This is a genomic window from Achromobacter ruhlandii (assembly GCF_902859695.1).
GTDB lineage: Bacteria > Pseudomonadota > Gammaproteobacteria > Burkholderiales > Burkholderiaceae_B > Achromobacter > Achromobacter ruhlandii.
In genome coordinates this window covers 438,254-461,460 of sequence record NZ_CADIJL010000003.1, presented here as the reverse complement: position 1 = coordinate 461,460, position 23,207 = coordinate 438,254, and the positions used below count along the sequence as shown (strand labels likewise).

Annotated in this window: 23 protein-coding genes; 18 read left to right on the top strand and 5 right to left on the bottom strand. The window is 68.7% G+C overall.

What is annotated here, in order from left to right; genetic code table 11:
- The first annotated feature begins 82 nt into the window (after positions 1–82).
- The 8 genes from HV742_RS06565 (at position 83) to HV742_RS32435 (ending at position 7,362) form a co-directional block, all read left to right on the top strand.
- A complete protein-coding gene (locus HV742_RS06565) occupies positions 83–847 on the top strand; it encodes an ABC transporter ATP-binding protein (RefSeq protein WP_063581620.1) in 765 nt (254 codons plus the stop codon).
- The gene (locus tag HV742_RS06560) at positions 840–1,559 is read left to right on the top strand and encodes an ABC transporter ATP-binding protein (protein WP_024070589.1); all 720 of its coding nucleotides are present in this window, start codon (positions 840–842) and stop codon (positions 1,557–1,559) included. Before HV742_RS06565 ends, HV742_RS06560 begins: the two co-directional genes overlap by 8 nt.
- A gap of 13 nt (positions 1,560–1,572) precedes the next feature.
- On the top strand, positions 1,573–2,328 hold the full coding sequence (locus HV742_RS06555; protein WP_175144708.1) for an SDR family NAD(P)-dependent oxidoreductase: 756 nt from the start codon (positions 1,573–1,575) through the stop codon (positions 2,326–2,328).
- 8 nt (positions 2,329–2,336) lie between these two features.
- On the top strand, positions 2,337–3,077 hold the full coding sequence (locus HV742_RS06550) for an SDR family NAD(P)-dependent oxidoreductase (RefSeq protein WP_063581622.1): 741 nt from the start codon (positions 2,337–2,339) through the stop codon (positions 3,075–3,077).
- Positions 3,078–3,082: 5 nt separating this feature from the next.
- Positions 3,083–4,789: an FAD-dependent oxidoreductase gene (locus HV742_RS06545; protein WP_175144707.1), complete on the top strand. Its 1,707-nt coding sequence runs from the start codon at positions 3,083–3,085 to the stop codon at positions 4,787–4,789.
- 25 nt (positions 4,790–4,814) lie between these two features.
- Positions 4,815–5,420, top strand: coding sequence for a glutathione S-transferase (locus HV742_RS06540; RefSeq protein WP_006390017.1), 606 nt, complete (start codon positions 4,815–4,817; stop codon positions 5,418–5,420).
- Positions 5,421–5,799: 379 nt separating this feature from the next.
- On the top strand, positions 5,800–6,648 hold the full coding sequence (locus tag HV742_RS06535; RefSeq protein ID WP_278991307.1) for a class I SAM-dependent methyltransferase: 849 nt from the start codon (positions 5,800–5,802) through the stop codon (positions 6,646–6,648).
- Between the two features lie 132 nt (positions 6,649–6,780).
- Entirely contained in the window at positions 6,781–7,362 is a 582-nt protein-coding gene (locus HV742_RS32435; protein WP_064527320.1) for a hypothetical protein, read from the top strand.
- A 168-nt stretch (positions 7,363–7,530) separates the two neighbouring features.
- On the opposite strand, the gene HV742_RS06525 is transcribed toward HV742_RS32435, so the two are convergent.
- Positions 7,531–8,865 carry a DUF3100 domain-containing protein gene (locus HV742_RS06525; RefSeq protein WP_049076640.1) on the bottom strand — a complete coding sequence of 445 codons (1,335 nt, stop codon included), beginning with the start codon at positions 8,863–8,865 and terminating at the stop codon, positions 7,531–7,533.
- Between the two features lie 320 nt (positions 8,866–9,185).
- Here HV742_RS06525 and HV742_RS06520 point away from each other — a divergent pair, with 320 nt between their 5' ends.
- Together HV742_RS06520 and HV742_RS06515 are read left to right on the top strand one after the other, a co-directional pair.
- Positions 9,186–10,109, top strand: a complete 924-nt coding sequence (locus HV742_RS06520) for a LysR family transcriptional regulator (protein ID WP_063581625.1) — start codon at positions 9,186–9,188, stop codon at positions 10,107–10,109.
- An 84-nt stretch (positions 10,110–10,193) separates the two neighbouring features.
- Positions 10,194–10,385 carry a DUF2970 domain-containing protein gene (locus tag HV742_RS06515; RefSeq protein ID WP_006390012.1) on the top strand — a complete coding sequence of 64 codons (192 nt, stop codon included), beginning with the start codon at positions 10,194–10,196 and terminating at the stop codon, positions 10,383–10,385.
- A 75-nt stretch (positions 10,386–10,460) separates the two neighbouring features.
- Here the strand turns inward: HV742_RS06515 and HV742_RS06510 are convergent, their stop codons facing one another.
- Positions 10,461–11,324, bottom strand: a complete 864-nt coding sequence (locus tag HV742_RS06510; RefSeq protein WP_175144705.1) for a LysR substrate-binding domain-containing protein — start codon at positions 11,322–11,324, stop codon at positions 10,461–10,463.
- Between the two features lie 124 nt (positions 11,325–11,448).
- Here HV742_RS06510 and HV742_RS06505 point away from each other — a divergent pair, with 124 nt between their 5' ends.
- From HV742_RS06505 to HV742_RS06495, 3 genes are all read left to right on the top strand, one after another.
- Positions 11,449–12,978, top strand: coding sequence for an MFS transporter (locus HV742_RS06505; RefSeq protein WP_175144704.1), 1,530 nt, complete (start codon positions 11,449–11,451; stop codon positions 12,976–12,978).
- Between the two features lie 146 nt (positions 12,979–13,124).
- Entirely contained in the window at positions 13,125–14,861 is a 1,737-nt protein-coding gene (locus tag HV742_RS06500; protein WP_175144703.1) for a nitrite/sulfite reductase, read from the top strand.
- Complete coding sequence (locus tag HV742_RS06495) at positions 14,854–15,399, top strand: DUF934 domain-containing protein (RefSeq protein ID WP_063584765.1); 546 nt, start codon at positions 14,854–14,856, stop codon at positions 15,397–15,399. Before HV742_RS06500 ends, HV742_RS06495 begins: the two co-directional genes overlap by 8 nt.
- A gap of 50 nt (positions 15,400–15,449) precedes the next feature.
- Here the strand turns inward: HV742_RS06495 and HV742_RS06490 are convergent, their stop codons facing one another.
- Positions 15,450–16,253 carry an IclR family transcriptional regulator gene (locus tag HV742_RS06490; protein ID WP_024070597.1) on the bottom strand — a complete coding sequence of 268 codons (804 nt, stop codon included), beginning with the start codon at positions 16,251–16,253 and terminating at the stop codon, positions 15,450–15,452.
- Between the two features lie 102 nt (positions 16,254–16,355).
- On the opposite strand from HV742_RS06490, the gene HV742_RS06485 reads away from it, so the two are divergent.
- The 4 genes from HV742_RS06485 to HV742_RS06470 are packed head-to-tail and all read left to right on the top strand — an operon-like array spanning position 16,356 to position 20,459.
- Positions 16,356–17,345 carry a Bug family tripartite tricarboxylate transporter substrate binding protein gene (locus tag HV742_RS06485; protein ID WP_054417904.1) on the top strand — a complete coding sequence of 330 codons (990 nt, stop codon included), beginning with the start codon at positions 16,356–16,358 and terminating at the stop codon, positions 17,343–17,345.
- A gap of 11 nt (positions 17,346–17,356) precedes the next feature.
- Positions 17,357–18,862 carry a class I adenylate-forming enzyme family protein gene (locus HV742_RS06480; RefSeq protein WP_175144702.1) on the top strand — a complete coding sequence of 502 codons (1,506 nt, stop codon included), beginning with the start codon at positions 17,357–17,359 and terminating at the stop codon, positions 18,860–18,862.
- A complete protein-coding gene (locus HV742_RS06475) occupies positions 18,859–19,647 on the top strand; it encodes a citryl-CoA lyase (RefSeq protein ID WP_175144701.1) in 789 nt (262 codons plus the stop codon). Before HV742_RS06480 ends, HV742_RS06475 begins: the two co-directional genes overlap by 4 nt.
- Positions 19,644–20,459, top strand: coding sequence for an SDR family NAD(P)-dependent oxidoreductase (locus tag HV742_RS06470; protein ID WP_175144700.1), 816 nt, complete (start codon positions 19,644–19,646; stop codon positions 20,457–20,459). The genes HV742_RS06475 and HV742_RS06470 overlap by 4 nt, the downstream gene beginning before the upstream one ends.
- A gap of 111 nt (positions 20,460–20,570) precedes the next feature.
- Here the strand turns inward: HV742_RS06470 and HV742_RS06465 are convergent, their stop codons facing one another.
- Both HV742_RS06465 and HV742_RS06460 read right to left on the bottom strand, forming a co-directional pair.
- The gene (locus HV742_RS06465) at positions 20,571–21,110 is read right to left on the bottom strand and encodes a 1,2-dihydroxy-3-keto-5-methylthiopentene dioxygenase (RefSeq protein WP_175144699.1); all 540 of its coding nucleotides are present in this window, start codon (positions 21,108–21,110) and stop codon (positions 20,571–20,573) included.
- Between the two features lie 3 nt (positions 21,111–21,113).
- Positions 21,114–21,911, bottom strand: coding sequence for a MetQ/NlpA family ABC transporter substrate-binding protein (locus tag HV742_RS06460; protein ID WP_175144698.1), 798 nt, complete (start codon positions 21,909–21,911; stop codon positions 21,114–21,116).
- Positions 21,912–22,091: 180 nt separating this feature from the next.
- Between HV742_RS06460 and HV742_RS06455 the strand changes: the two genes are divergently transcribed.
- Positions 22,092–23,171, top strand: coding sequence for a DUF6817 domain-containing protein (locus HV742_RS06455; protein ID WP_175144697.1), 1,080 nt, complete (start codon positions 22,092–22,094; stop codon positions 23,169–23,171).
- The last annotated feature ends 36 nt before the right edge of the window (positions 23,172–23,207 follow it).

The following is a 23,207-nucleotide window of genomic DNA, read 5'->3' as shown; positions in this document are numbered from 1 at the left end:
GCGCGCCGCCGCCGGCCGCGCCGCTGCCCGCGCGCCGGGACGCGCAGGGCGCGACCGCCAAACCCACGCAAAGGAGCGCGGCATGAGCGCCCAACCCTACCTCGACGTCCAGGGCCTGACGGTGAAGTTCGGCGGCCTGACCGCCATCAACGGCCTGTCGATGCAGGTCGAGCGCGGCCGCATCCACGCGCTGATCGGCCCCAACGGCGCCGGCAAGTCCACCACCTTCAACTGCGTCTCGCGCTACTACCGGCCGACGCAGGGCCGCATTGTGTTCGACGGCGTCGACATCACAAAGAAGAAGCCGCACGAGATGGCCGCGCTGGGCGTGGCCCGCACCTTCCAGAACCTGGAACTGTTCAGCGCGCTGACGGTGCGCGAGAACGCGCTGCTGGGCACCTATGCGCACGGCGCCAACACGGCCTCGCGCCTGCTGCGTCCGGCCAATGCCGAGGCGCGCGAACGCGTCGAGCACCTGCTGGAACGCGTCGGCCTGGCCGACTTCCTCGACACGCCCGCGTGCAGCCTGGACTTCGGCCGCCAGAAGATGCTGGAACTGGCGCGCGCGCTGGCCATCTCGCCCAAGCTGCTGTTGCTGGACGAGCCCGCCGCCGGCCTGCGCAACCGCGAAATCGAGACGCTTGACCGCATCCTCACCGAGCTGTGCGAACGCGACGGCATCACGGTGCTGCTGGTCGAGCACGTGATGCAGCTGGTGATGTCGATCTCGGATCGCATCACCGTCATGTCATTCGGCGAGAAGATCGCCGAAGGCACGCCCGCGGAGGTGCGCAGCAACCCCCGCGTCATCGAAGCCTATCTGGGCAAGGGAGCCGCCGGTGGCTGAGAACCTGCTTGAAGTCGAATCGGTCAGCGCCGCCTACGGCAATATCCGCGCCCTGCAGGACGTGTCGCTGAAGGTGCCGCAAGGCGCCATCGTCGCGCTGCTGGGCGCCAACGGCGCCGGCAAGTCCACCACGCTCAACGTGATCTCGCGGCTGGTGACGCCCACCGCCGGCAGCGTGCGCTTTGCCGGCGAGGCCATCCACCGCCAGCCGGCCGACGCCATCGTCAGCCGCGGCATCGTGCAGGTGCCGGAAGGCCGCGAGATCTTCCGCGAGATGAGCGTGCGCGAGAACCTGGAAATGGGCGCCTACCTGCGCCAGGACCGCCAGGCGGTCAAGGCCGACCTGGACATGGTCTGCGACACCTTCCCGCGGCTGCGCGAGCGCTTCGAACAGAAGGCCGCCACGCTGTCTGGCGGCGAACAGCAGATGCTGGCCACCGGCCGCGCCATGATGGCGCGGCCGCGCATGATCCTGCTGGACGAACCGTCCATGGGCCTGTCGCCGCTGGTGGTGGAACAGATCTTCGACATCGTGCTGCGCCTGAACCGCGAGCAGGGCATCACCATCCTGCTGGTGGAGCAGAACGTGAAGCTGGCGCTGTCGGTGTCCAGCTACGCCTACATCCTGGAAAACGGCGAGATCGCGCTGGAAGGCGCATCGGCCGCGCTGGCCAGCGACGAAGGCGTGCAGCGCGCCTACCTGGGCGGCTAGGAGCCAACAAACCATGACCCTGATGATGCAAGACAAGCGAGTCCTCGTCACCGGCGCCGGACGCGGCCTGGGCGCCACCATCGCGCAGGGCTTCGCCCGCGAAGGCGCCAGCGTGATCGTGGCCGACCTCGATCCCGCCCTGGCGCGCGCCAGCGCCCAGGCCATCGCGGCCGCCGGCGGCCGCGCCATCGACGCCGCGCTGGACGTGACCGACGCCGCCGCGGTGCGCGCCTTCGCCGCCGAATGCGAAGCGCGCCACGGCCCCATCGACGTGCTCGTCAACAACGCCGGCATCTCGGCGCGGGCGCCGTTCGACGATCCGCAGACGCCGCAGATCTGGGAACGCGTGATGAACGTGAACCTGCAAGGCACCTTCAACGTCACCCACGCCTTTGTCGAACAGCTCAAGGCGAGCCGCGGCGCCATCGTCAACCTGTGCTCGATCGTGGCCTACGGCTGCGGCATCTCGACCGCCGGCTACGTGGTCTCCAAGGGCGGCGTGCGCTCCTTCACCGAAGTGCTGGCGCGCGACCTGGCGCCGCACGGCGTGCGCGTCAACGCCGTGGCCCCCGGCCTGATGGAAACCGAGATGACCGCCGGCCAGCGCGCCCAGGCCCACGGCACCGACTGGTACATGCGGCGCGCGCCGATGGCGCGGGCCGGACGCGCCGACGAGATCGTCGGCCCCGTGCTGTTCCTGGCCTCGGCCATGGCCAGCTACGTCAATGGCGTGGTGCTGCCGGTGGACGGCGGCTACCTGGCCGTATAGGAATCGATATGGAACCCCTCAATTCTCGTGGCACCGCGCTGGTGACCGGCGGCGCCAGCGGCATGGGCCTGGCGATCGTAGAACGGCTGGCGCGCGACGGCTTTCGGGTCGTCATGGCCGACCGCAACGCGGCCCTGGCCGACCAGGAAACCCAGGCGCTGCGCGCGCAGGGCCTGGATGTGGACTACCGCGTGGTCGACCTGGCCGACGAACACGCCACCCGCGCCCTGGTGCGCGAACTGGCGCCGCTGGCGGCGCTGGTCAACAACGCCGGCCTGTTCGACGAACGCAAGTTCTTCGACGTCTCCAGCGACGACTACCGCCGCATGTTCGACGTCAACCTGTTGGCCGTCGCCACGCTGACGCAGGAAGCCGCGCGCGACATGGCCGCCGGCGGCAAGATCGTCAACATCGCCTCGCGCGCCTACCTGGGCGCGCGCAACCATCCGCACTACGTGGCCTCGAAGGCCGCGCTGGTGGGCTACACCCGCGCCTCGGCCATGGAGCTGGCGGCGCGCGGCATCCTGGTCAACGCCATCGCCCCCGGGCTGATCGACACGCCGCTCTTGCGCAACCTGAGCGCCGAGCGCCTGGCGGCCCAGTTGGCCTTGCAGCCCACGGGCCGCGCCGGCCAGCCGCGAGACGTGGCCAACGCGGTGTCGTTCCTGGCCTCGCCGCAAATGGACTTCATCACCGGCCAGGTGATTTTCGTGGACGGCGGCAAGTCGCTCGGCGGGTCGGGAGCATAGGCAGCATGGACAGCATCAAGTGGGACAAGGAAGTCGACGCGCTCGTGGTCGGCTCGGGCGCGGGCGGCATGAGCGCCGCGCTGACCGCCAGCGTGGCGGGCCTGGACGTATTGCTCATCGAGAAGACCGACCGCATCGGCGGCTCGACCGCCATTTCCGGCGGCGCGCTATGGATACCGCTGAACGCACAGACGGAGGCCGCCGGCCATCCGGACAGCTTCGACAAGGTCTGGACCTATCTGCAGGAAACCGTCGGCGCCGCGGCCTCCGACGAGATGAAGCGCGCCTATCTGGACGCCGGCCCGCGCATGATGAATGACCTGGTCGCGCGCGGCTTCCTGCGCGTGGCCGCGCGCACCGCCTCGCCCGACTACTACCCCGACCTGCCCGGCGCCGCCATGGGCGGCCGCTCGCTCGATCCGGTGGAATTCGACGGCCGCAAGCTGGGCCGTCACTTCAAGACGCTACGCGATCCGCTCAAGGAATTCACGGTGCTGGGCGGCATGATGGTCAGCATCACGGACGTGCGCCACCTGCTGCGCGCCACCCGCGCGTTCGCCTCGTGGCGCCACGCCATGAAGCTGGTGCTGCGCTATGGCGCGGACCGCCTGCGCGGCTACCACCGCGGCACCCGCCTGCTGCTGGGCAACGCGCTGGCAGCGCAACTGTTCCACGCCATGCTGGCGCGCAAGGTGCCGTACTGGCTCAACACGCCGGCGCTGGCGCTGCTGCGCGATGCCAGCGGCGCGGTACTGGGCGCCACCGTGGAGCACGAAGGCCGGCACATCAACATCCGCGCCCGCCGTGGCGTGGTCATGGCCACGGGCGGTTTTCCGTGGGATTCGACGCGCCGCCGCCAGACCTATCCCCACCCCACCGACGACTGGTCGATGTCGCCGCGCGACAATACCGGCGACGGCATCCGCCTGGCCGAGGAGGCCGGCGCGGCGCTGGGCCAGGGGCATTCCAGCCCCGCCTTCTGGGCCCCGGTGTCGATCCTGGAACAACCCGGCGGCAAGCGGCTGCACTATCCGCACCTGGTGTGGGACCGCGCCAAGCCGGGGCTGATCGCCGTCAACGGCGCCGGCCGCCGCTTCGTCAACGAATCGACCTCGTACCACGCCTTCGTGCAGGCCATGTACCGCAGCCACGAACAGGCGCCGACCATGCCGGCCTTCCTGCTGTGCGACCAGCGCTTCATCGATACCTGGGGGCTGGGCCTGGCGCTGCCCGGCGGAAGGCCGCGCCAGCATCTCATCGATGCCGGCTACCTGCTGCAAGGCGCAACGCTGGAGGCGCTGGCGCAGAAACTGGGCGTGCCGCCCGATGCGCTGCACGCGACCGTCGCGCGCTACAACGAATACGCGGCGCAAGGCCTGGACCCGGACTTCGGCAAGGGGAGCACCGCCTACAACCGCTACCTGGGCGATCCCGAGCACCAGCCCAACCCCTGCCTGGCCCCGCTCGGCGCCGGCCCCTATTACGCGGTCAAGGTCTATGCCGGCGACATCGGCACCGCCTGCGGCATCGCCGCCAATGGCAACGCGCAGGCGCTGGACGCCGCCGGCCAACCGATCCCCGGCCTTTATGTGGCCGGCAACGACATGCATTCCGTCATGGGCGGCGCCTATCCCGCGCCCGGCATCACGCTCGGACCCGCCCTGACTTTCGGCTGGGTCGCTGGACAACACCTGGCCCGTGGCCAACACTGACGCACCACCCCTGACAAGGAACCCCATGAAGATCTACTTTTCGCCCGCCTCGCCCTTCGTGCGCAAATGCATGGTCATCGCCCACGAACTGGGCCTGGCCGACCGCATCGAGAAACTGCCCAGCGCCGCCGGCCCCGTGGCCCGCGACCAGAACATCATCCCGGACAATCCGCTGGGCCAGGTACCGACGCTGATCACCGACGACGGCCAGCGCCTGTTCGACAGCCGCGTCATCTGCGAATACCTGAACGACCTGGGCAAGGGCGCGCTGTTCCCCACCGGCGCCACCCGCTGGGCCGCGCTGGCCGAGCAGTCGCTCGGCGACGGCATGCTGGGCGCCGCGCTGCTGGCGCGCTACGAGACCGTGCTGCGTCCCGAGCCGCTGCGCTGGGACGGCTGGTACGAGGGCCAGATGGGCAAGGTGCGCGATGGCCTGGCGCTGCTCGAGAAGACCGCCGCCCGCCTGGAAGGCCGCCTGGACATCGGCACCATCACCGTCGGCTGCGCCCTGGGCTACCTGGACTTCCGCTATCCCGATTTCGACTGGCGCGCCGGCCACCCCGCCGTCGCCGCGTGGTTCAAGGCGTTCAACCAGCGCCCGTCGATGCAGGCGACGCTGCCGCACGCCTGACCCGCTCCGGTTTGGGCCGCCGCCAGGCCTGGAGAACCCGCCGGGCTCCAGGCGCAACGGCCGCCCGGTACGGCGCGCCCCCTTGGGCCCGCCGCTCGCCCCTGGCGCTTGCCAGGGGCTTTTTTTATCGTGAAATAGCTCGAGTCGATCACGCGACTTTTCAAATAGATGTCGGGGCCATGACTGCTCGATTCATTGAAGCCTAATGCTGCATTCTTTCCCACTTGAAGCATGACCCATCAGTTTCAGACCGAGTGAAGGGCGAATATGGAACTCAGCCCTGTCATATATATTGATTTCACGATGCCCGATCGGTAACCATGTTGATCAAGCTGCGGCGGACCAATGCGCTCATCGCCGCTGAACCAGATCAATCGTTTTGCTGTATGCGTGGCACCACCGATTCATGAGCAAGCCTGTTCCAAAGTTTCCCACCAGCGGCATCTATCCCTGGGTCAAGCAATACATCCAATCGCTGCCGACACTGCATGGAAAGGTTGCTCTTGATATCCCGTGCGGCGATGGTCGTGCAACCGCCGTTTTGCGGGAGTCCGGGGCCGACGTACTGGCCTATGATCTGTTTCCAGAGAGCTTTTTACTGGATGGCCAAGCCCAATTCGCGGATTTGGCCGAACGCCTGCCTATTCCGGACGACTCGATCGATATCGTCGTATGCCAGGAAGGCATCGAGCATCTGCCGAATCAATTGCTTGCCTTGCAGGAATTCCACCGTGTACTGAAGCCTGGCGGCACGCTGGTGATCACGACACCCAATATTTCCAATTTGGTCGGCAGATTGGCCAACTTGGTGTTTGAGTCCCAACTGCTGCGTGATACACCCTATGCCGCCGAAGAGTCGGCCTGGCGCATGGAGCATACCGGGCCCGGCGGGGCCTCCCAAACGCGGACCTACTACGGCCACATCTTCCTGGCGGGCGTCCAACGCCTGCGCACGCTACATCGAGTGGCCGGTTTCACCGACATTCGCGAACTGCCGACACACAAGAGCACCTCTTCCCTGCTGCTTATTCCATTTCTGCTTCCCATCATCGTTCTGCTCAATCTCAAATCCATGTGGAGAGCACGACGAAGGCTGCGGAATAACCCCGTCCTCTGGACGGAAAAAAAAGCGCAGTTCCGAACCAACCTGTCTCGTCCGACCTTGTTCAATCGGAATCTCTTTTTGGTGAGCCAGAAAAGTCCTTCGGCAGGCGCGGAGTCAGCCTGACTGCACAGGGCGATTCGAATCAGGTGCCTTTCCTTACAGATTGAAATGCCAGCGGCGGCGGCGCGGCCTATATTGAACTTTCGAGATACCGGCCAGACCAACCTGTAACCTCATTGCACCGGGAGCCCACGCATGAACGTGACCGCCGTCTCCCCCATCGCCCGCGTCGCCCCGCCGTATGCCGCGCGCATTCCGCTGCTGGACGATACCCGCCCCGTCTGGGAAGCCGAATGGGCCGCCCGTAACGCCGCCACGCGCCAGGCGCAACGCAGCGCGCAGGCGCAGGCCGCGTGGCAGGCCCAGCGCATCGCCCGCGCGGCCCCGCCGCAGGCCGACGACGCCGATACCAGCCGCGTCGTCGCCAATGCCCCGTCCAAAGCGGTCGCCCTCGCGGCCGCCGCGCCCGCCGCCATCAATGTCGACCAGCTGCGCGACCTGTACGCGGACGCCCGCCTGCGCCGCGCCATCGACGAATTCTCGGCGCGCCCCGATCCGGTGGCGCTGCGCGCCGACAGCGCCAACGACCTCGGCACCATCGAGGGCCTGACGCCGCTGCAACCCTACCGCGTGGCCATGGGCAATCCGCAAGTGCAGGAACTGCAGACCGCCGTGGCCATGAAGGCCGCGGGCCTCGGCATCCCCAAGGTCGAGAACATCGGCCCCACCGAGAACGTCACCGATCAAGCCCGCTACCGGCCCAACGCGCGCACTTGATTGAACCGCGCAGGCGCGCCCCGCGCCTTGGGGGAGCCCTGGCGCGAGACATGAAGGGCTCGTGTAGAGACGCCTCACATAGCGCTCATGTGTGCCGCTGCGCCGATCCACGCAAGAAAAAAGCCGCCCCCACGGGCGGCTTGGCACTTGCCGGACGGCGACGTCCGATCAGTGGAAGAACTCGGCGATCATCGTCGCGCCCAGGAAGGTGCCGGCGTTGGCCGCCAGCGACACCACCACGATCTTCCAGCCCAGCTTGCGGAAGGCCGGCAGGTCCTTCAGGATCGACAGGCCTGCCATCGCCAGGATCACCGTGGTGAACGGCAGGAAGTTGACCTTGTTGACCGCGGCGATGATCTGGTCCGAGTACGGCACCGCGCCGGGGCAACCCACGGTCATGGCGATCAGCGACAGCACCGCCACGGCGGGCAGCTTGGGCACCACGCGCAGCAGCAGGTCGGCGATCACGACCAGCAGAATGATGATCAGCATGCCGGGCAGCGCGTCCAGGATCGGCACCTTGTAGCCGAACTGATTGCCGACCAGGGCGAACAGGCCGCACACGGCGTAGGCGGTCAGGCGGTCGCCGAAGCCCATCTTCACGGCGTGCGACGGCGCTTCGGTGGCGGCCGCGGCATCGGCGGCCGTGTCGGCCTTGCCGCGCGAGAAGCGGCCCAGCACCGGCTCCAGCTTGCCGTACAGGAATACAGTCGTCGGCAGCGAGATGAACAGCGTGAAGTACACGCCCACCACCGTAGTCAGCAGGTTGGCGGCGGCGGCCAGCGCGGCCACCTGATGCGCCACTTCCGGCGTCTGCTGCGAAGCGATGGCGCCCACGCCCGCGGCCATCATGCTGCCCGAGCCCACGCCGGCGCCCATGGCGAGCGAGCGCGGATCGAAGATGTTCAGGCTGGTGATGAAGCCGGCCATCAGCGCCACGAACAGCGCGCCGATCACGGTGCCGGTGATGTACTCGGCCATCACGCCGCGGCCTTCGGGCGAATTCATGCCGTAGCGCTCGCCGATGATCGCCAGGCTGGGCTCGCGGCCCACCGAGAACGTCGCGCCGATGGCTTCGCGCTTGATGCCCAGCAGCAGCGCCAGCGGCAGGCCAATCGCCATGGTGCCGAAGAAGTGGCCGAATTCCTGGAACACCAGGGCCCAGCCGGCTTCGCGCACCTGCGGCAGCGAACCGCCCACCATCAGGCCCAGCTTGGCCAGGAACGGCAGCAGCGCGTATTGCAGGTAGCCGCTGATGCGGGTCTGCATGGCGGTGTCGATGCCCGCGTTGGCCGGCAGGCGCTGGCCGAAGGCGGCCACGACCGCGCCGATGAAGATGGCCCAGAGCATGGGCTGCAGAACGATCTTGCCCGGGCCCACCGCGAAGGTGACGCTGCCGATCGCTTCGGACACGAGCACCACCAGCAAGATGGCGACGAGCATGCGGAGGCGGCTGGATAGCGACATGGCGGGCATGGCCAGGCTGGCGCCGGCTTGAGACATCGGATTCCCCTGAGTACGTGAGTAGGTATGGCGCGGCCCGATCGGCATGTCCGTGGCGGGCCAGCCCCGCTGAACGGCTGGTGCGGGACGGCGTGCGCGGGGCGGTCCGTAGGGACGGCTCGCGATGCGAGCGGGCGGCAGCGGCGATTTTCGCCCGGGGCCCGGCGGGCCAACCATGACAGCGCCAGGGCTAATGTGTTGCGTAAAATGCAACGGACGCCCCTGGACAGGGAATTTTTTGCAAGAACCAGCAATATATAAGGGAAAACCCTCAATATGTTGCGGACCGAACCGATGCCTTTGCGCCACGGAGCTTCCCCATGGACGAAAAACTCGACGCTCGCCGCACCCATTACTTCATGCAGGTCATGAGCCGCGGCTCGGTGCGCGGCGCCGCCGAGGTCCTGAACATGGACCCATCCGCCGTCAGCCGCGCCATCGCCGCGCTGGAGCGCGACTGCGGCATGGCGCTGTTCGAACGGCGCGGCCGCGGCGTGGTGCCGACCGACGCCGGCCACATCCTGGCGCGCTACGTGAAGCGCCAGCAGAACATCCAGGAGAGCTTCTTCTCGGAGATCGACAGCCTGCGCAAGGCGGAGCGCGGCCACATCGACCTGGTGCTGGGCGAAGGCTTCGTCGAGCTGATGTTCGACCGCGTCCTGCCCGGTTACTGGCGCAATCATCCGGAAGTCACGCTGGACATCGACGTGGCCCGCACCTCGGAAATCGTGCAGCGCATCGTCGATGACCAGGCCTACATCGGCCTGGTGTTCCAGCCGCCCAACGATGCCCGGCTGCGCACGCACTATTCGCGCCCCGAGCCGATCCGCGCCATCGTGCGCCAGGAGCATCCGCTGACGCGCCTGCAGCGCCCGCTGCTGCTGACCGACCTGGTCGACTACCCTGGCGCCGCGATGCAGGAAGGCTTCGGCGTGCGCCAGCACATCCAGGCCGCCGAGATCAGCGAGCAGGTGCGGCTGCGCAACGTGCTGACCACCTCGTCGTTCAAGGCGCTTTGGCAGTTCGCCGCCACCGGCATCGGTTATGCCCTGACGCCGCCCATCGCCGTCACCGCCGACATGGCCGCGATGCGGCTGGCGAGCCTGCCGCTGGCCAACCCCATCCTCAACCAGGGCAGCCTGCACGTGCTCAGCCGCGCCGGCCGCCACATCTCGCCGGCCGCGCGCGAACTGCTGGACCACATCGTGCGCGGCATCGGCACGCCTGCCGCCGGCGCCATCTGATACGGTCGCCTGAGGCCAATCTGCACCTGCCGCGCCCGCGCCGGGGCGGCTACAGTGGGTCCATCCCCTGTCTGGAGACCCGCCATGCTCAGCTTCCTGCGCACGGTCAAATCCGTGCTGTGGGGCTTTTTCGGCGTGCGCCGCGGCCGCGGCTACGACGCCGACATCGCCCACAACAAGCCCGCCCCGCTGATCCTCACCGGCCTGTTGATGGCCGCCTGCCTGGTCGTGATCCTGGTGCTGGTGGCGCGCTGGGCGGTCAACGCCGCGCTGTAGGCCGCCGCGCGATCGGCAACGACGCCCTGGAGTCACTGGATGGATCGCGTGCCCGCGAAGCCGCGAGACAGCACGCTAAGGCAGCGCCAGCGCCGACATTTCCGTCAGCAATTGCCCGAAGGCCCGCACCGCCGGCGCCTGCGGTTCCACCTGGCGGGAAATCAACCTGAAGTCAGCATGCGTCAACGGCGGCAGGCCGTAGCGGCCGTCGATCACGTCCATGCCTGGCCGCACGTCTTCCTGCGGCAGCGCCGTCACCGCCAGCCCCGCCAGCACCGCCGCGCGCAGGCCCTCCTGGCTGGGCGAGGTGAACGCCACCCGCCACTCCAAACCGGCCGCCTGCAGCGCATCCACGCCCACCAGCCGATGCACACAGGGCGACGGCGCGAAAGCCAGCGGGATCGGCTCGTCATCGGGAAAATCGAATGCGTGCGCGGCCGCCCACACGAAGCGCGTGCGCCGCAGCATCGCGCCGCGCTCGGGTTCGCTGGGCAACGCCATCACCACGGCCAGATCCAGCGCATCCGCCTCGACCTGGGTGCGCAGATCCAGGTAGCTGCCGACCACCACGTCCAGGCGCACCGCCGGAAAGGCGCGCGCGAACCGCGCCAGCAGCAACGGCAGGCGTTCGCCCATGAAGTTCTCGGGCACGCCCAGGCGCACCGCCCCCGCCACCGACGACCGCTGGAAGCGCCGCGCCAGCGCGTCCTGGGCGCGCAGCACCTGTTCGGCGTAGCGCAGGAAGTCCTCGCCGTCCTCCGTCAGCGCCAGGCTGCGGGTGGTGCGGACCAGCAGCGCGGTGCCGGCCTGCTCCTCCAGGCGCCGGATCTGGTGGCTGACGGCCGACTGGCTCAGGTGCAGCCGTTCGCCGGCGCGGGTGAACCCGCCGGCCTCCTTGACCGCGACGTAGGTGCGCAGCAACGCGGTATCGAAGTCCATGGCCTCAACTCATGATGAAAATTAATTAATTCGACGAAATTAAATCATTTCCATCATTTTTTACAGGCTCCCAGAATGAGGTCCCGCGGCGGATTCCCGCCGCCGACCTCTCGTGAGAACCCCGATGCCGCTTTCGATAGCGCAGAAAAATAGCTTTACGCTGGCCGCCGTCTGCCTGGCCGCCCTGATGTTCGGCCTGGAGATTTCCAGCGTGCCGGTGATCCTGCCCACGCTGGAACAGGCGCTGCACAGCGGCTTCCAGGAACTGCAATGGATCATGAACGCCTACACCATCGCCTGCACCACGGTGTTGATGGCCGCGGGCACGCTGGCCGACCGCTACGGCCGCAAGCGCCTGCTGCTGGCCAGCCTGGCGGTGTTCGGCCTGACCTCCCTGGTCTGCGGCTGGGCGCAGGACACCGGCGTGCTGATCGCCGGCCGCGCGTTGCAGGGCCTGTCCGGCGGCGCCATGCTGATCTGCCAGGTGGCGGTGCTGTCGCACCGCTTCCAGGACGGCGCCGCGCGCGGCCGGGCCTTTGGCGCCTGGGGCATCGCCTTCGGCGTCGGCCTGGGATTCGGCCCCGTCATCGGCTCGGCCATCGTGGCGGTAGCGAGCTGGCAATGGGTGTTCCTGGCGCACGGCCCGCTGGCGTTGATCGCGCTGGGCCTGGCGTGGAAGGGCGTGGACGAATCGCGCGATCCGCGCCAGCGCAAGCTGGACGTGGCCGGCATCGTCTCGCTGTCAGTGGCGGTGTTCGGACTGGCCTGGTTCATCACCCAGGGGCCATCGGCGGGCTTCGCCAGCTTGGCAACCCTCGCCAGCCTGGGCGCGGCCATCCTGGCGCTGATCATCTTCGTGATCGCCGAACGCCGCTGCGCCGACCCGATGTTCGACTTCGCGGTGTTCCGCATCCGCCGCTTCTCGGGCGCGCTGCTGGCGTCAGCCGCGATGAACTTCAGCTTCTGGCCCTTCATGATCTACCTGCCGCTGTATTTCCAGAACGGTCTGGGCTACGGCGGCCTGGGCACCGGCCTGGCGCTGCTGGCCTACACCCTGCCGACCCTGGTGGCGCCGCCGCTGGGCGAGAAGCTGGCGCTGCGCTACCGCCCCGACACGGTGATCCCCGCCGGCCTGTTCGCCATCTGCCTGGGCTTCGCGCTGATGAAATGGGGCAGCGGCGTCGCGCAGGCCAGCTGGCTGACAATGCTGCCCGGCTGCCTGCTGGCCGGCGCCGGCCTGGGCCTGATCAACACGCCCGTGACCAACACCACCACGGGCGCGGTGCCCGGCGACCGCGCCGGCATGGCCTCGGGCATCGACATCAGCGTGCGCATGATCAGCCTGTCCATCAATATCGCGCTGATGGGATTGCTGCTGGTCGAAAGCGTCCTGGCGTCGCTGCGCCGCCATTGGCCCCAGGCGCCCGCCGATGCCACGCTGCGCGCCATGGCCGAGGCCCTGTCGGCGGGCAACCTGGGCGATGGCGCCGCGCTCGCCATCCCCGCGGACGTGGCCCGGATCGCGCTGACGCACGGGTTTGGCGATGTCATGCTGTACGGCGCGGCGGCCGTCGGCCTGCTGGCGCTGGCCAGCCTGGCCGCCTTCCGGGGCGCCCGGCCGCGTCCCCGGGCCGTCGCCGGGTCCGGCGGCTGAACGCCGCCACGCAGGCATACGCTTATTACCAGAATGACTTAGACGCTCGAACCAGCTGCCTGTTACGGTTATGAATCCCCCAGTCCCCGCCCACGGCGGGCCACGCTTGCGGGGACCAGACCGAGAAGACTTCAAGGGCAGTAGACATGTACGTGTATGACCCCGTCGACCAGCAGCTCGTCGAGCAGCGCGTGGCGCAGTTCGCCGACCAGACGCGCCGCTTCCTCGATGGCCAGCTCACCGAAGATGAATTCCGCGTCCTGCGCCTGCAGAACGGCCTGTATATCCAGCGCCACGCGCCGATGCTGCGGGTGGCCATTCCCTATGGCATCCTGGCCTCGCGCCAGCTGCGCACCCTGGCGCACATCGCGCGCAAGTGGGACCGCGGCTACGGCCACTTCAGCACGCGCCAGAACATCCAGTTCAACTGGCCCAAGCTGGAGGACGTGCCGGACATCCTGGCCGAACTGGCCACGGTGCAGATGCATGCCATCCAGACCAGCGGCAACTGTATCCGCAACACCACCACCGACCACTTCGCCGGTGTCGCGCCGGACGAGCTGATCGACCCACTGGTGTGGTGCGAGATCATCCGCCAGTGGTCCACGCTGCACCCCGAATTCGCGTTCCTGCCGCGCAAGTTCAAGATCGCGGTCAGCGGCGCCGTGCAGGACCGCGCGGCGGTCGGCGTGCACGACATCGGCCTGCAGGCGGTCGAGCGCGACGGCAAGCTGGGTTTCCGCGTCTGGGTCGGCGGCGGCATGGGCCGCACGCCCATCGTCGGCAAGCTGATCAACCCCTTCGTCGAATGGCAGGACCTGCTGACCTATCTGCAGGCCGCGCTGCGGGTCTACAACCTGCATGGCCGCCGCGACAACAAGTACAAGGCGCGCATCAAGATCCTGGTGAAGGACCTGACGCCGGAAGTCTACGCGCAGCAGGTGGACGAACAGTGGCAGCTGATCAAGGGCGGCCCCGACACCATCACGCAGGAATTCGTCGACACCATCGCCGCGCGCTTCATCTGGCCGCAATACGATCCGGCCGCGGCCCAAGATACCGACCACACGGCGGCGCTGGCCGCCGCCGACAAGCGCTTCGCCCGCTGGCTCCGCACCAACGTGCATGCGCACAAGACGCCGGGCTACGCCGCCGTCACCGTCTCGCTCAAGGCCACCGGCGTGCCGCCGGGCGACATCACCGCCGACCAGATGGACGCGGTGGCCGCGCTGGCCGATGAATACGGCTTCGGCGAACTGCGCGTGTCGCACGAGCAGAACCTGATCCTGGCCGACGTGCGCCGCGCGCGCCTGCACGAGCTGTGGGGCAAGCTCGAAGCGCTGAACCTGGCCACTCCCAACGTCGGCCTGCTGACCAACATCATCGCCTGTCCGGGCGGGGATTTCTGCGCGCTCGCCAATGCGGTGTCGATCCCCGTGGCCGAGGCCATCCAGCGCCAGTTCGACAACCTCGACTACCTGTTCGAGATCGGCGAGCTGGACCTGAACATCTCCGGCTGCATCAACTCCTGCGGCCACCACCACGTCGGCCACATCGGCATCCTGGGGGTCGATAAGGCCGGCGAAGAGTGGTACCAGGTCACCATCGGCGGCCGCCAGAACGGCGCCGCCAAGCCCCTGCCCGACATCGAATCCACAAAGGGCGGCGGCGCCGCCATCGGCCGCATCATCGGCCCCTCGTTCGCCCGCGACCAGGTGCCTGGCGTGGTCGACCGCCTGATCCGCACCTACCTGGGCCTGCGCGACAGCGAGGAAGAACGCTTCATCGACGTGGTGGACCGCGTCGGCATCGATCCCTTCAAGCAAGACGTGTATTCCGACCCCGCCTTTGCCAAGCCCGCCCAGGAGGCCGCCCATGTCTGAGCCCTACGCCCACGACGCGCCCGGCCCGCACCTGATCCGCAACGGCCGGCTGGAAGCCGACAGCGCCCGCCCCTTCGTGCCCGACCCCGAGGTCGCGGCCGACGGCCAGGTGCCGACCGACGAGCCCGGCTGGATCGTGCCGCTGGCCACCTGGAAGGCCTCGCACGCCACGCTGCGGCGCCATCGCCATCCGGTCGCGGTCCTGCTGGAACCGGACGCCGACCTGCGCGACCTGCTGGAAGCCGATGGCACGCTCGATCCGGCGGGCATCGCCTTCATCGCGGTGGACTTCCCCGTCTACACCGACGGCCGCGGCTATTCGCTGGCGCAACTGCTGCGCACCCGTTATCACTGGACGGGCGAACTGCGCGCGGTCGGCGATGTGATGATCGACACCATCCACTACCAGGCGCGCGTCGGCTTCGACAGCTTCCTGGTCAAGCCGGGCCACGACCCGCGCAAGGCGCTGGAAGCGTTCAAGACCTTCACAGTGCACTACCAGAAGACCTACCGCGCGCCCGCGCCGGCGCAGGCCTGACACGCGCAGCCGGCCTCGATCCCATCGAGGCCGGACCGAACCCTTATCGTTCAATCCGCCTCGTCGACCACGCCGGGCAAGCTCCAGCGCTGGCGCCTGACCTCGTCCTGCCCCAACTGCGTGCGGATCAACTCGGCAATGGCGCGCTGGCGCGGCGCCTGCATGCGGTCTATCAGGCTCGAGACGCTGACCGCCAGACGCGGATAACCGCCCGCATCGCACAACGCCACCCCGACCCCCAGCACGCCCGGCACCGCCGCGTTGCCCACCACCGCCCAGCCCCGGTCGCGCGTGTTCTCGGCCAGCCGCCGCATCTGCGCCACCGTCATGCCGCCATAGGCGCGCAAGGCCTGCTCGTTCTGTGCGATCACCTCGTCGGCCTCGGCCGGCGGCAAGGCGCCCAGCAGCGCCAGGCCGGCCGCGCCCACGCCCAGCGGCTGGCGATGGCCGATGGTCACCGCCAGCACCTGCACCGGGTAGTTGCCGACCTCGCGATGCAGGCATAGCGAATCGCCGCCGGCGCGGCAGATCAGGAATGCCGAATCGCCGCTGACGTCGCTGATCTGCCGCAGCACCGGCCGCAGGCCGCGCACCGCTTCGGCGTGCGGATCGCCGGCCATCATCACGCCCAACTCCGCCATGCGCCAGTGCGGCGCATCCGGCTCGCGCAGCGCGTAGCCCTCCTGCGCCAGCACGTCCAGGTAGCGGTACACGGTGGAGCGCTGCATGCCGGCGGCGCGCGCGATGTCGGTCACGTGCATGCCGGCCGCGCCCGCCTGGCGCAGCACGCCCAGCACCCGCAGCCCGCGCCGCAACACCCGCGGCCCGCCGTCGTCGCTTTCCGGTTTGTTCATTTTCTGGACACCTTGCGTTGATGAGGCGCCTATCAAAGCCCAATATGAAGTCGGGCAGGCAAAGATCTGTCCAGATATTAGACAAACAGGACGGAGACAACCATGCAGACATTCAGCAGGCGGCTGGCCGCCAGCGTCGCGGCCCTGGCGGGCGCCATTGCATTCAGCGCGCCGAGCCAGGCTGCCAAACCCTATCCCGAACGCCCGGTGACCCTGGTGGTCGGTTACGCCGCGGGCGGCGCCACCGACATCGTGGCGCGCCTGGTCGCCAAGGCCCTGAACGAGGAACTCGGCCAGACCATCGTGGTGGAGAACAAGACCGGCGCCAACAGCAACATCGGCGCCGAAATCGTCGCGCGCGCCGCGCCCGACGGCTATACGCTCTACGTAGGGTCGATCGCCAACACCATCAACCGCACGCTGTACAGCAAGCTCAACTACGACTTCGTCAAGGACTTCGAGCCGATCGGCCTGCTGGCGACCATCCCCAACATCCTGGTGGTCAACCCCAAGCTGCCGGTCAAGACGGTGCCGGAATACCTGGCCTACGCCAAGGCCCACCCCGGCAAGCTGACCTGCGCCTCGTCGGGCAGCGGCTCGTCCATCCACCTGTCCTGCGAACTGTTCAAGATGCAGACCGGCACCGACATCCTGCACGTGCCCTATCGCGGCAGTGGTCCGGCGGTGGCCGACCTGCTGGGCGGCCAGGTCGATTCCATGTTCGACAACCTGCCCTCGTCATTGCCGCACGTGCAGGCCGGCAAGCTGCGCGCCATCGGCGTCACCTCGCCGCAGCGGCTTCCGGCCGTGCCCGACGTGCCGACGCTGGCCGAGTCCGGCCTGCCCGGCTTCGACGTCGAATCCTGGTTCGGCCTGATGGCGCCGGCCGGCACGCCGCAACCCATCATCGCGCGCCTGAACCAGGCCATGAACAAGGCCCTGGCCAACCCCGCACTGCTGGCCTCGTTCCAGCAATCGGGCTTCTACGCGCCGCAATCGCCCAACACGCCGCAGACCTTCGGCAAGAAGATCGCCAGCGAAATCGACAAATGGGGCGAAGTGGTCAAGCGCGCCGACATCAAAGCCAACTGAGGAGCACCAGGGTGTACCCGATAGATTTCTTTTTTCGCGCCGCCGAGCAGTATCCGGAGCGCGTGGCGCTGGACGCGCCCGAGGGCCAGGTGACGTATGCGCGGCTGGCCACGGACGTGCGCGCGCTGGCCGCCGCGCTGCAGGACCTGGACCCGGCGCCACAGACCCGCGTCGCCCTGTGCGCGGGCAACACCAGCCGTCATATCCTGGCGCTGCTGGCGGTGCTGGCCAGCGGCAAGATCTGGGTGCCGCTGAACACCCGCAGCACGGCGCGCGAGATCGGGCGCATCCTGGACGCCACCGAGCCGTCCATCGTCATGGTGGACGACGCCGGCGACACGCTGGTGGCGGCGGGCGCGCCGCATCGCGTCAGCCTGGCGCCGGACATCGCCGGCCTGGCCTTCGAGGCCCTGCTGCAAGGCGGCGCCGGTCGCGAGCCGCTGCGCCACGCATTGCCGCGCGAGGCCACCCAGGCAATCAAGTTCACCGGCGGCACCACCGGCCTGCCCAAGGGCGTGATGCAGCCCTATCACGCCTGGAACGCCGCCATCATCAACCAGATCCACAGTTGGGGCCTGACGCACGAGGACCGCTACGTGGTCGCCGCGCCGGTGACGCACGGCACGGGCACCTACCTGCTGCCCGTGCTGGCGCGCGGCGGCGCGCACGTGCTGCTGGACAGCGCCACGCCGGCCGCCATCACCGCCGCCTTCCGCGAACGCGGCGGCACGCTCAGCTTCATGCCGCCGACGCTGATCTACATGATCATGGCGCAGCCGGGCGTGTCGCGCGCCGATTTCCCCAAGCTGCGCAACCTGATCTATGGCGGCGCGCCCATGCCGCCCGAAAAAATCGAACGCGCCCGCGCCTTCTTCGGCCCGGTGCTGGGCACCACCTACGGCCAGACCGAGGCGCCGCAGATCGTCACGGTGCTGCGCCCCGCCGACCTGGAATCGCCCGACAACCGGGCCTCGGTCGGCCGCGTCACCTGGCTGTCGGACGTCGCCATCATGGACCCGGCCGGCGCGCTGCTGCCGCGCGGCGCCATCGGCGAAGTGGTGGTGCGCGGCGACCTGGTGATGTCGGGCTACTGGCGCCTGCCCGAGAAGACCGCCGAGACCATCGTCGACGGCTGGCTGCACACGGGCGACACCGGCCTGATCGATGAACGCGGCTACCTGTTCCTGAAGGACCGCCTGCGCGACGTCATCATCACCGGCGGCTTCAATGTGTATCCCGTGGATGTCGAGAACGCGCTGTCGTCGCATCCGGCCGTCTACGAATGCTCGGTGTTCGGCCTGCCCGACGACAAATGGGGCGAGGCCGTGCACGCCGCGGTGCAACTGCATCCCGGCGTCGCGGCCGACGCCGATGCGCTCAAGGCCCACGTGCGCGCCCTGCTCGGCCCGGTCGCCACGCCCAAGCAGATTCACCTCCACGCCAGCCTGCCGCGCTCGCCCGTCGGCAAGGTGCTCAAGAACGCCGTGCGCGACGCGGCCCTCAAGGAGTCTTCATGACCACGCCCGAAACCCGCCTCTGCGCCCATCACCTCACCGGCATGTCGTACCGCGACGTCGACCTGGTGGAAGACCTGATCGGCAAGAAGACCTTCACCGAAGTCATGATCATGCAGATCCTGGGCCGCGAGGCGCGGCCGGTGGACATGCGCATCGTCGACGCGGTGCTGGTGACCCTGATGGAGCATGGCCTCACGCCCAGCGCCATCGCCACCCGCCTGATCTACATGAGCGCGCCCGAAAACCTGCAGGGCGCGGTGGCGTCCGGCCTGATGGCGGTCGGCAGCCAGTTCGTCGGCACCATGGAGAACTGCTCGCGCCTGCTGGACCGCATCCGCCAGGCCGCCGACGGCCGCGCCGAGGCGCTGGCGATCGCGCGGGAATTCCGCGCCAGCCGCCAGCCGCTGCCGGGCTTCGGCCACCACCTGCACAAGCCCGACGACCCGCGCTCGATCAAGCTGCTGGCGCTGGCCGAGGCCGAGCCGGACCTGCCCGGTGATTCGCTCAAGGCGCTGCGGCTGCTGGCGGCGGCGATCGACGAGACCTACGGCAAGCACATCACCATCAACGCCACTGGCGCGGTCGCCGCGCTGCTCAGCGAGATCGGCGTGCCCACCGCGCTGATGCGCGGCTTTGCGGTCATCTCGCGCGCCGCCGGCCTGGTGTCGCACGTGGCCGAGGAGCAGCAGAGCCCGAGCGGCCGCTTTATCTGGGAAACCATCGACCACGCCATTCCCTACGTCGGCAAGGGCAAGTCGCACCAGCGCAACGGAGAACCGTCGTGATCCCGCCCGCGCCCGGCGCACGGCTGGCGGGCAAGATCGCGCTGGTGGCCGGCGCCGGTTCCTCGGCCGCCGGCTGGAGCATCGGCAAGGCCAGTTGCGTGACGCTGGCGCGCCAGGGCGCGGCCATCATCGCGCTGGACGCCGACCTGGCGGCGGCCGAGGACGCGGCCCATGAAGTCGAGCGCGCCGGCGGCCAGGCGCTGCCGGTGCAGGCCGACGTGGCCGACGCGGACGCCATGCAGGCCGCCGTGGACGCGGCGCTCGGCCACTACGGCCGCATCGACGTGCTGCAGGCCAACGCCGGCATCGGCAAGGTCGGCGGCCCGGAAGACATCGACCTGGCGGATTGGGATCACATCCAGCGCGTCAACGTCACCAGCCTGCTGATCGCCACGCGCCTGATGGCGCCCGTGATGCGGGCACAGGGCGGCGGCGCCATCGTCACCGTATCGTCGATCGCCGGCATCCGCTACACCGGGTATCCCCACCTGGCCTACAGCGTCAGCAAGGCCGCGGTTATCCACTTCGCCCGCATGGCGGCGCAGCAATACGCGGCCGACGGCATTCGCGTGAACACGGTGATTCCGGGCCTGATCGATACGCCGCGCGTCGCGAAGAACGTGGCCGGCATGTTCGCCAAGGACGACCTGGAGGCGGCGCGCAAGGCGCGCGACCGGCAGGTGCCGATGGGCCGCATGGGCACGCCGTGGGAAGTGGCGAACGCGGTGGCGTTCCTGGCGTCGGATGAAGCGTCGTACATCACCGGCACGGAACTGCTGGTGGATGGGGGCCTGACGGGCAAATACGCTTAGAGCGAATCGCAAGGAAGAACGCGGCGGCGCGGTCCGGGCGCGTAGCCGGACCGCTTGAGGCGAAGGACACGATCAGGCCGCGTCGTCACGGCGCGCCGCGCCCTCGCGCCGTCAGGGCAGCACCGGAAAACGCGTGGCGATCTCGTCGCCCGTGAACCGCGCCACCCAGCCCGCCGGATCATTGAATAGCCGGATACAGGTGAACGCGGGCGCCGAGCCCATGTCGAACCAGTGTGGCAAGCCGGCTGGCACCGAGATCAGGTCATCCTGCTCACACAGCACCGCGTAGACGCGGCCGGCGGCATGCAGCGTGAACAGGCCGCTGCCGGCGACGAAGAAGCGCACCTCATCATCGGCGTGCGTGTGCTCGGCCAGGAACTTGCGGCGCAAGGCCTCGCGCTCGGGATGCGCCGGGTCCAGGCTGACCACGTCGACGCTGCGATAGCCGCGCTCGGCCACCAGCCGTTCGATCTCGGGCCGATACGCCGCCAGCACTTCGGCCTGCGGCGCGCCGGGCGCCACCGGCGCCCGTGCCTGCCAGCGCTCGAAGGTCACCCCGATGGCGGCCAGCTCGCGCCGGATCTCGCCGGCGTCATCCAGCCGCCGGCCGGCGGCTGGATCGTCCTGCGGATAGATCGTCAGCGTCGACATCGCTTACCAGGAGGTGGAATACGCGCCAGGGAACTTCTGCGCCACGAAGGCCTTCACCTCGTCGGACTGGTAGGCCTTGATGAAGCGCGCGATGCGCGGATCGTTCTTGTTGTCCTCGCGCGCGGCGATGACCACGGCGGCGAACGGCGCATCCTTGCTTTCCAGCGCCAGCGCGTCCTTGGCGGGCGACAGGCCGGCGGGGATGGCGTAGGCCGAATTCACCGCGGCGGCGTCCACGTCGGCCAGCGAGTGCGGCAGCTGCGCGGCCTCGATCTCGACGAACTTGAGCTTCTTGGGGTTGTCGACCACGTCGAACAGCGAGGCCGTCACGGTCACGCCGTCCTTGAGCTTGATGAGCTTGGCCGCCTGCAGCACCAGCAGCGCGCGGGCGCAGTTGGTCGGGTCGTTGGGGATCGCCACCTTGGCGCCCGGCTGCAGGTCGTCCAGCGACTTCACGCGCTTGGAATAGATGCCCATCTGCTGCACCACGGCCGTGGCCACCGGCACCAGCTTGTAGCCGCGCGCCTTGTTCTGCGATTCCAGGAAGGGCTTGTGCTGGTAGATGTTCAGGTCCAGTTCCTTGGCGTCCAGCGCGGCGTTGGGCTGGATGAAATCGCTGAACTCGACCAGCTTGACCTTCAGGCCCTGCCTGGCCGCGACCTGCTGCACCACTTCGCCGATCTGGGCGTGCGGGCCGACGGTCACGCCGACTTTCAGTTCGGCGTCCTGCGCCATGGCCGGCGCGGCGGCGGCGAATCCGATCAGGGTGGCAAGGGCGGCCAGGGTGTGGCGTAGACGCATGGGAATCTCGGCAATCGAACAAGAAAGGGAAGCCCCGGATTCTAGTGAGCGTCCTTCAAAACCGAAAGCGATGAATTTTCATATTGATATGCGTATTTCCATATAAGCGCCGCGCCATGACAAGCACGCTTGCGCACGACACAATAGCGGCTGGATTCCCAACCCCTTGCCGTCATTGTCATGTCCACCCCCAACGAACTGCATCCGCACGCGCGCGCCCTGCTGGCCGACCACTATGCCGCCGTCGATGCCGACCTGCCCGTCCTGCTCGACCTGCTGTTTGCCCGCAGCGCCGGCGAAGACTGGCACAAGGCCGGCACCTTCAAGCACCACCTGCTGGGCGTCTACCGCACCCTGGCGCTGTGGAACCAGCCGCGCGAAGTGCGGCTGCTGGGCCTGTTCCACAGCGTGTATGGCAACGAGTACGTCGATCTCACCCTGTTCGACCGCGAGCGCGAACGCAGCACGCTGCGCGAGGCGCTGGGCGCCGAAGCCGAGGAATGGGTCAGCCTGTTCTGCGCCATGCCGCGCACCCGCTTCGTGCAGGCCATCCTGCAAGGCCAGGGCCAGGGCCAGGGGCCCGAGGGGCTGACGCTGGAAGGGGCCGACGGCCAGGTCTTCACCTTCACGCCGCGCCAGGTCGCCGCCTTCATCGTGGTGTCGGCCGCCGACATCGGCGAACAGTGGCACAGCTGGCAGGACGAGATCTTCGCCGGCTATCCGCAGCAGCAGCGCCGCGACCTCAAATCACACTGGGCCGCCTCGCTGTGGCCCGGCCCGCTGAAGCCGCCGTCGAACATCCTGTCGATGCTGTCGCACCTGCTGGTGCCGCTGTCGACGCTGCCGGCCGATACCGGCATCCCCGTGCCACCCGCGTTCGACCATTGCCGCGCCACGCTCAGCCCGCGCGACGAGGCCGCCGCCAGCGCGCTCTACTGGCAGGTCGTCACCCGCATGCACCCGCAGACCGAAATGGACACCGCGCGCCACATGCTGGAAGCCGCGGTGGCGCACAACCCGTGGGTCGCCGAGCCGCGCCTGCTGCTGGCGCAACTGGCGCTGACGGCGGGCGACTTCGAAGCCGCCGAAGGCCACGCGGCCGCCGGCCTGGCTGCCTTGCAGGCCTGGGGCACCGCCTGGGACAAGCGCATCGAGTGGGCCGGCTGGATGGCCTGGGCCCGCATCGAACTGCAGAACGCCCGCGCGCGCCGCTGGCCGGAGAACCTGGCGGCCCTGAACGGCCTGGGGCTGGTGGCGTGATCGCGGCGCGCTGAACCACGGCAACCACACGCAAGA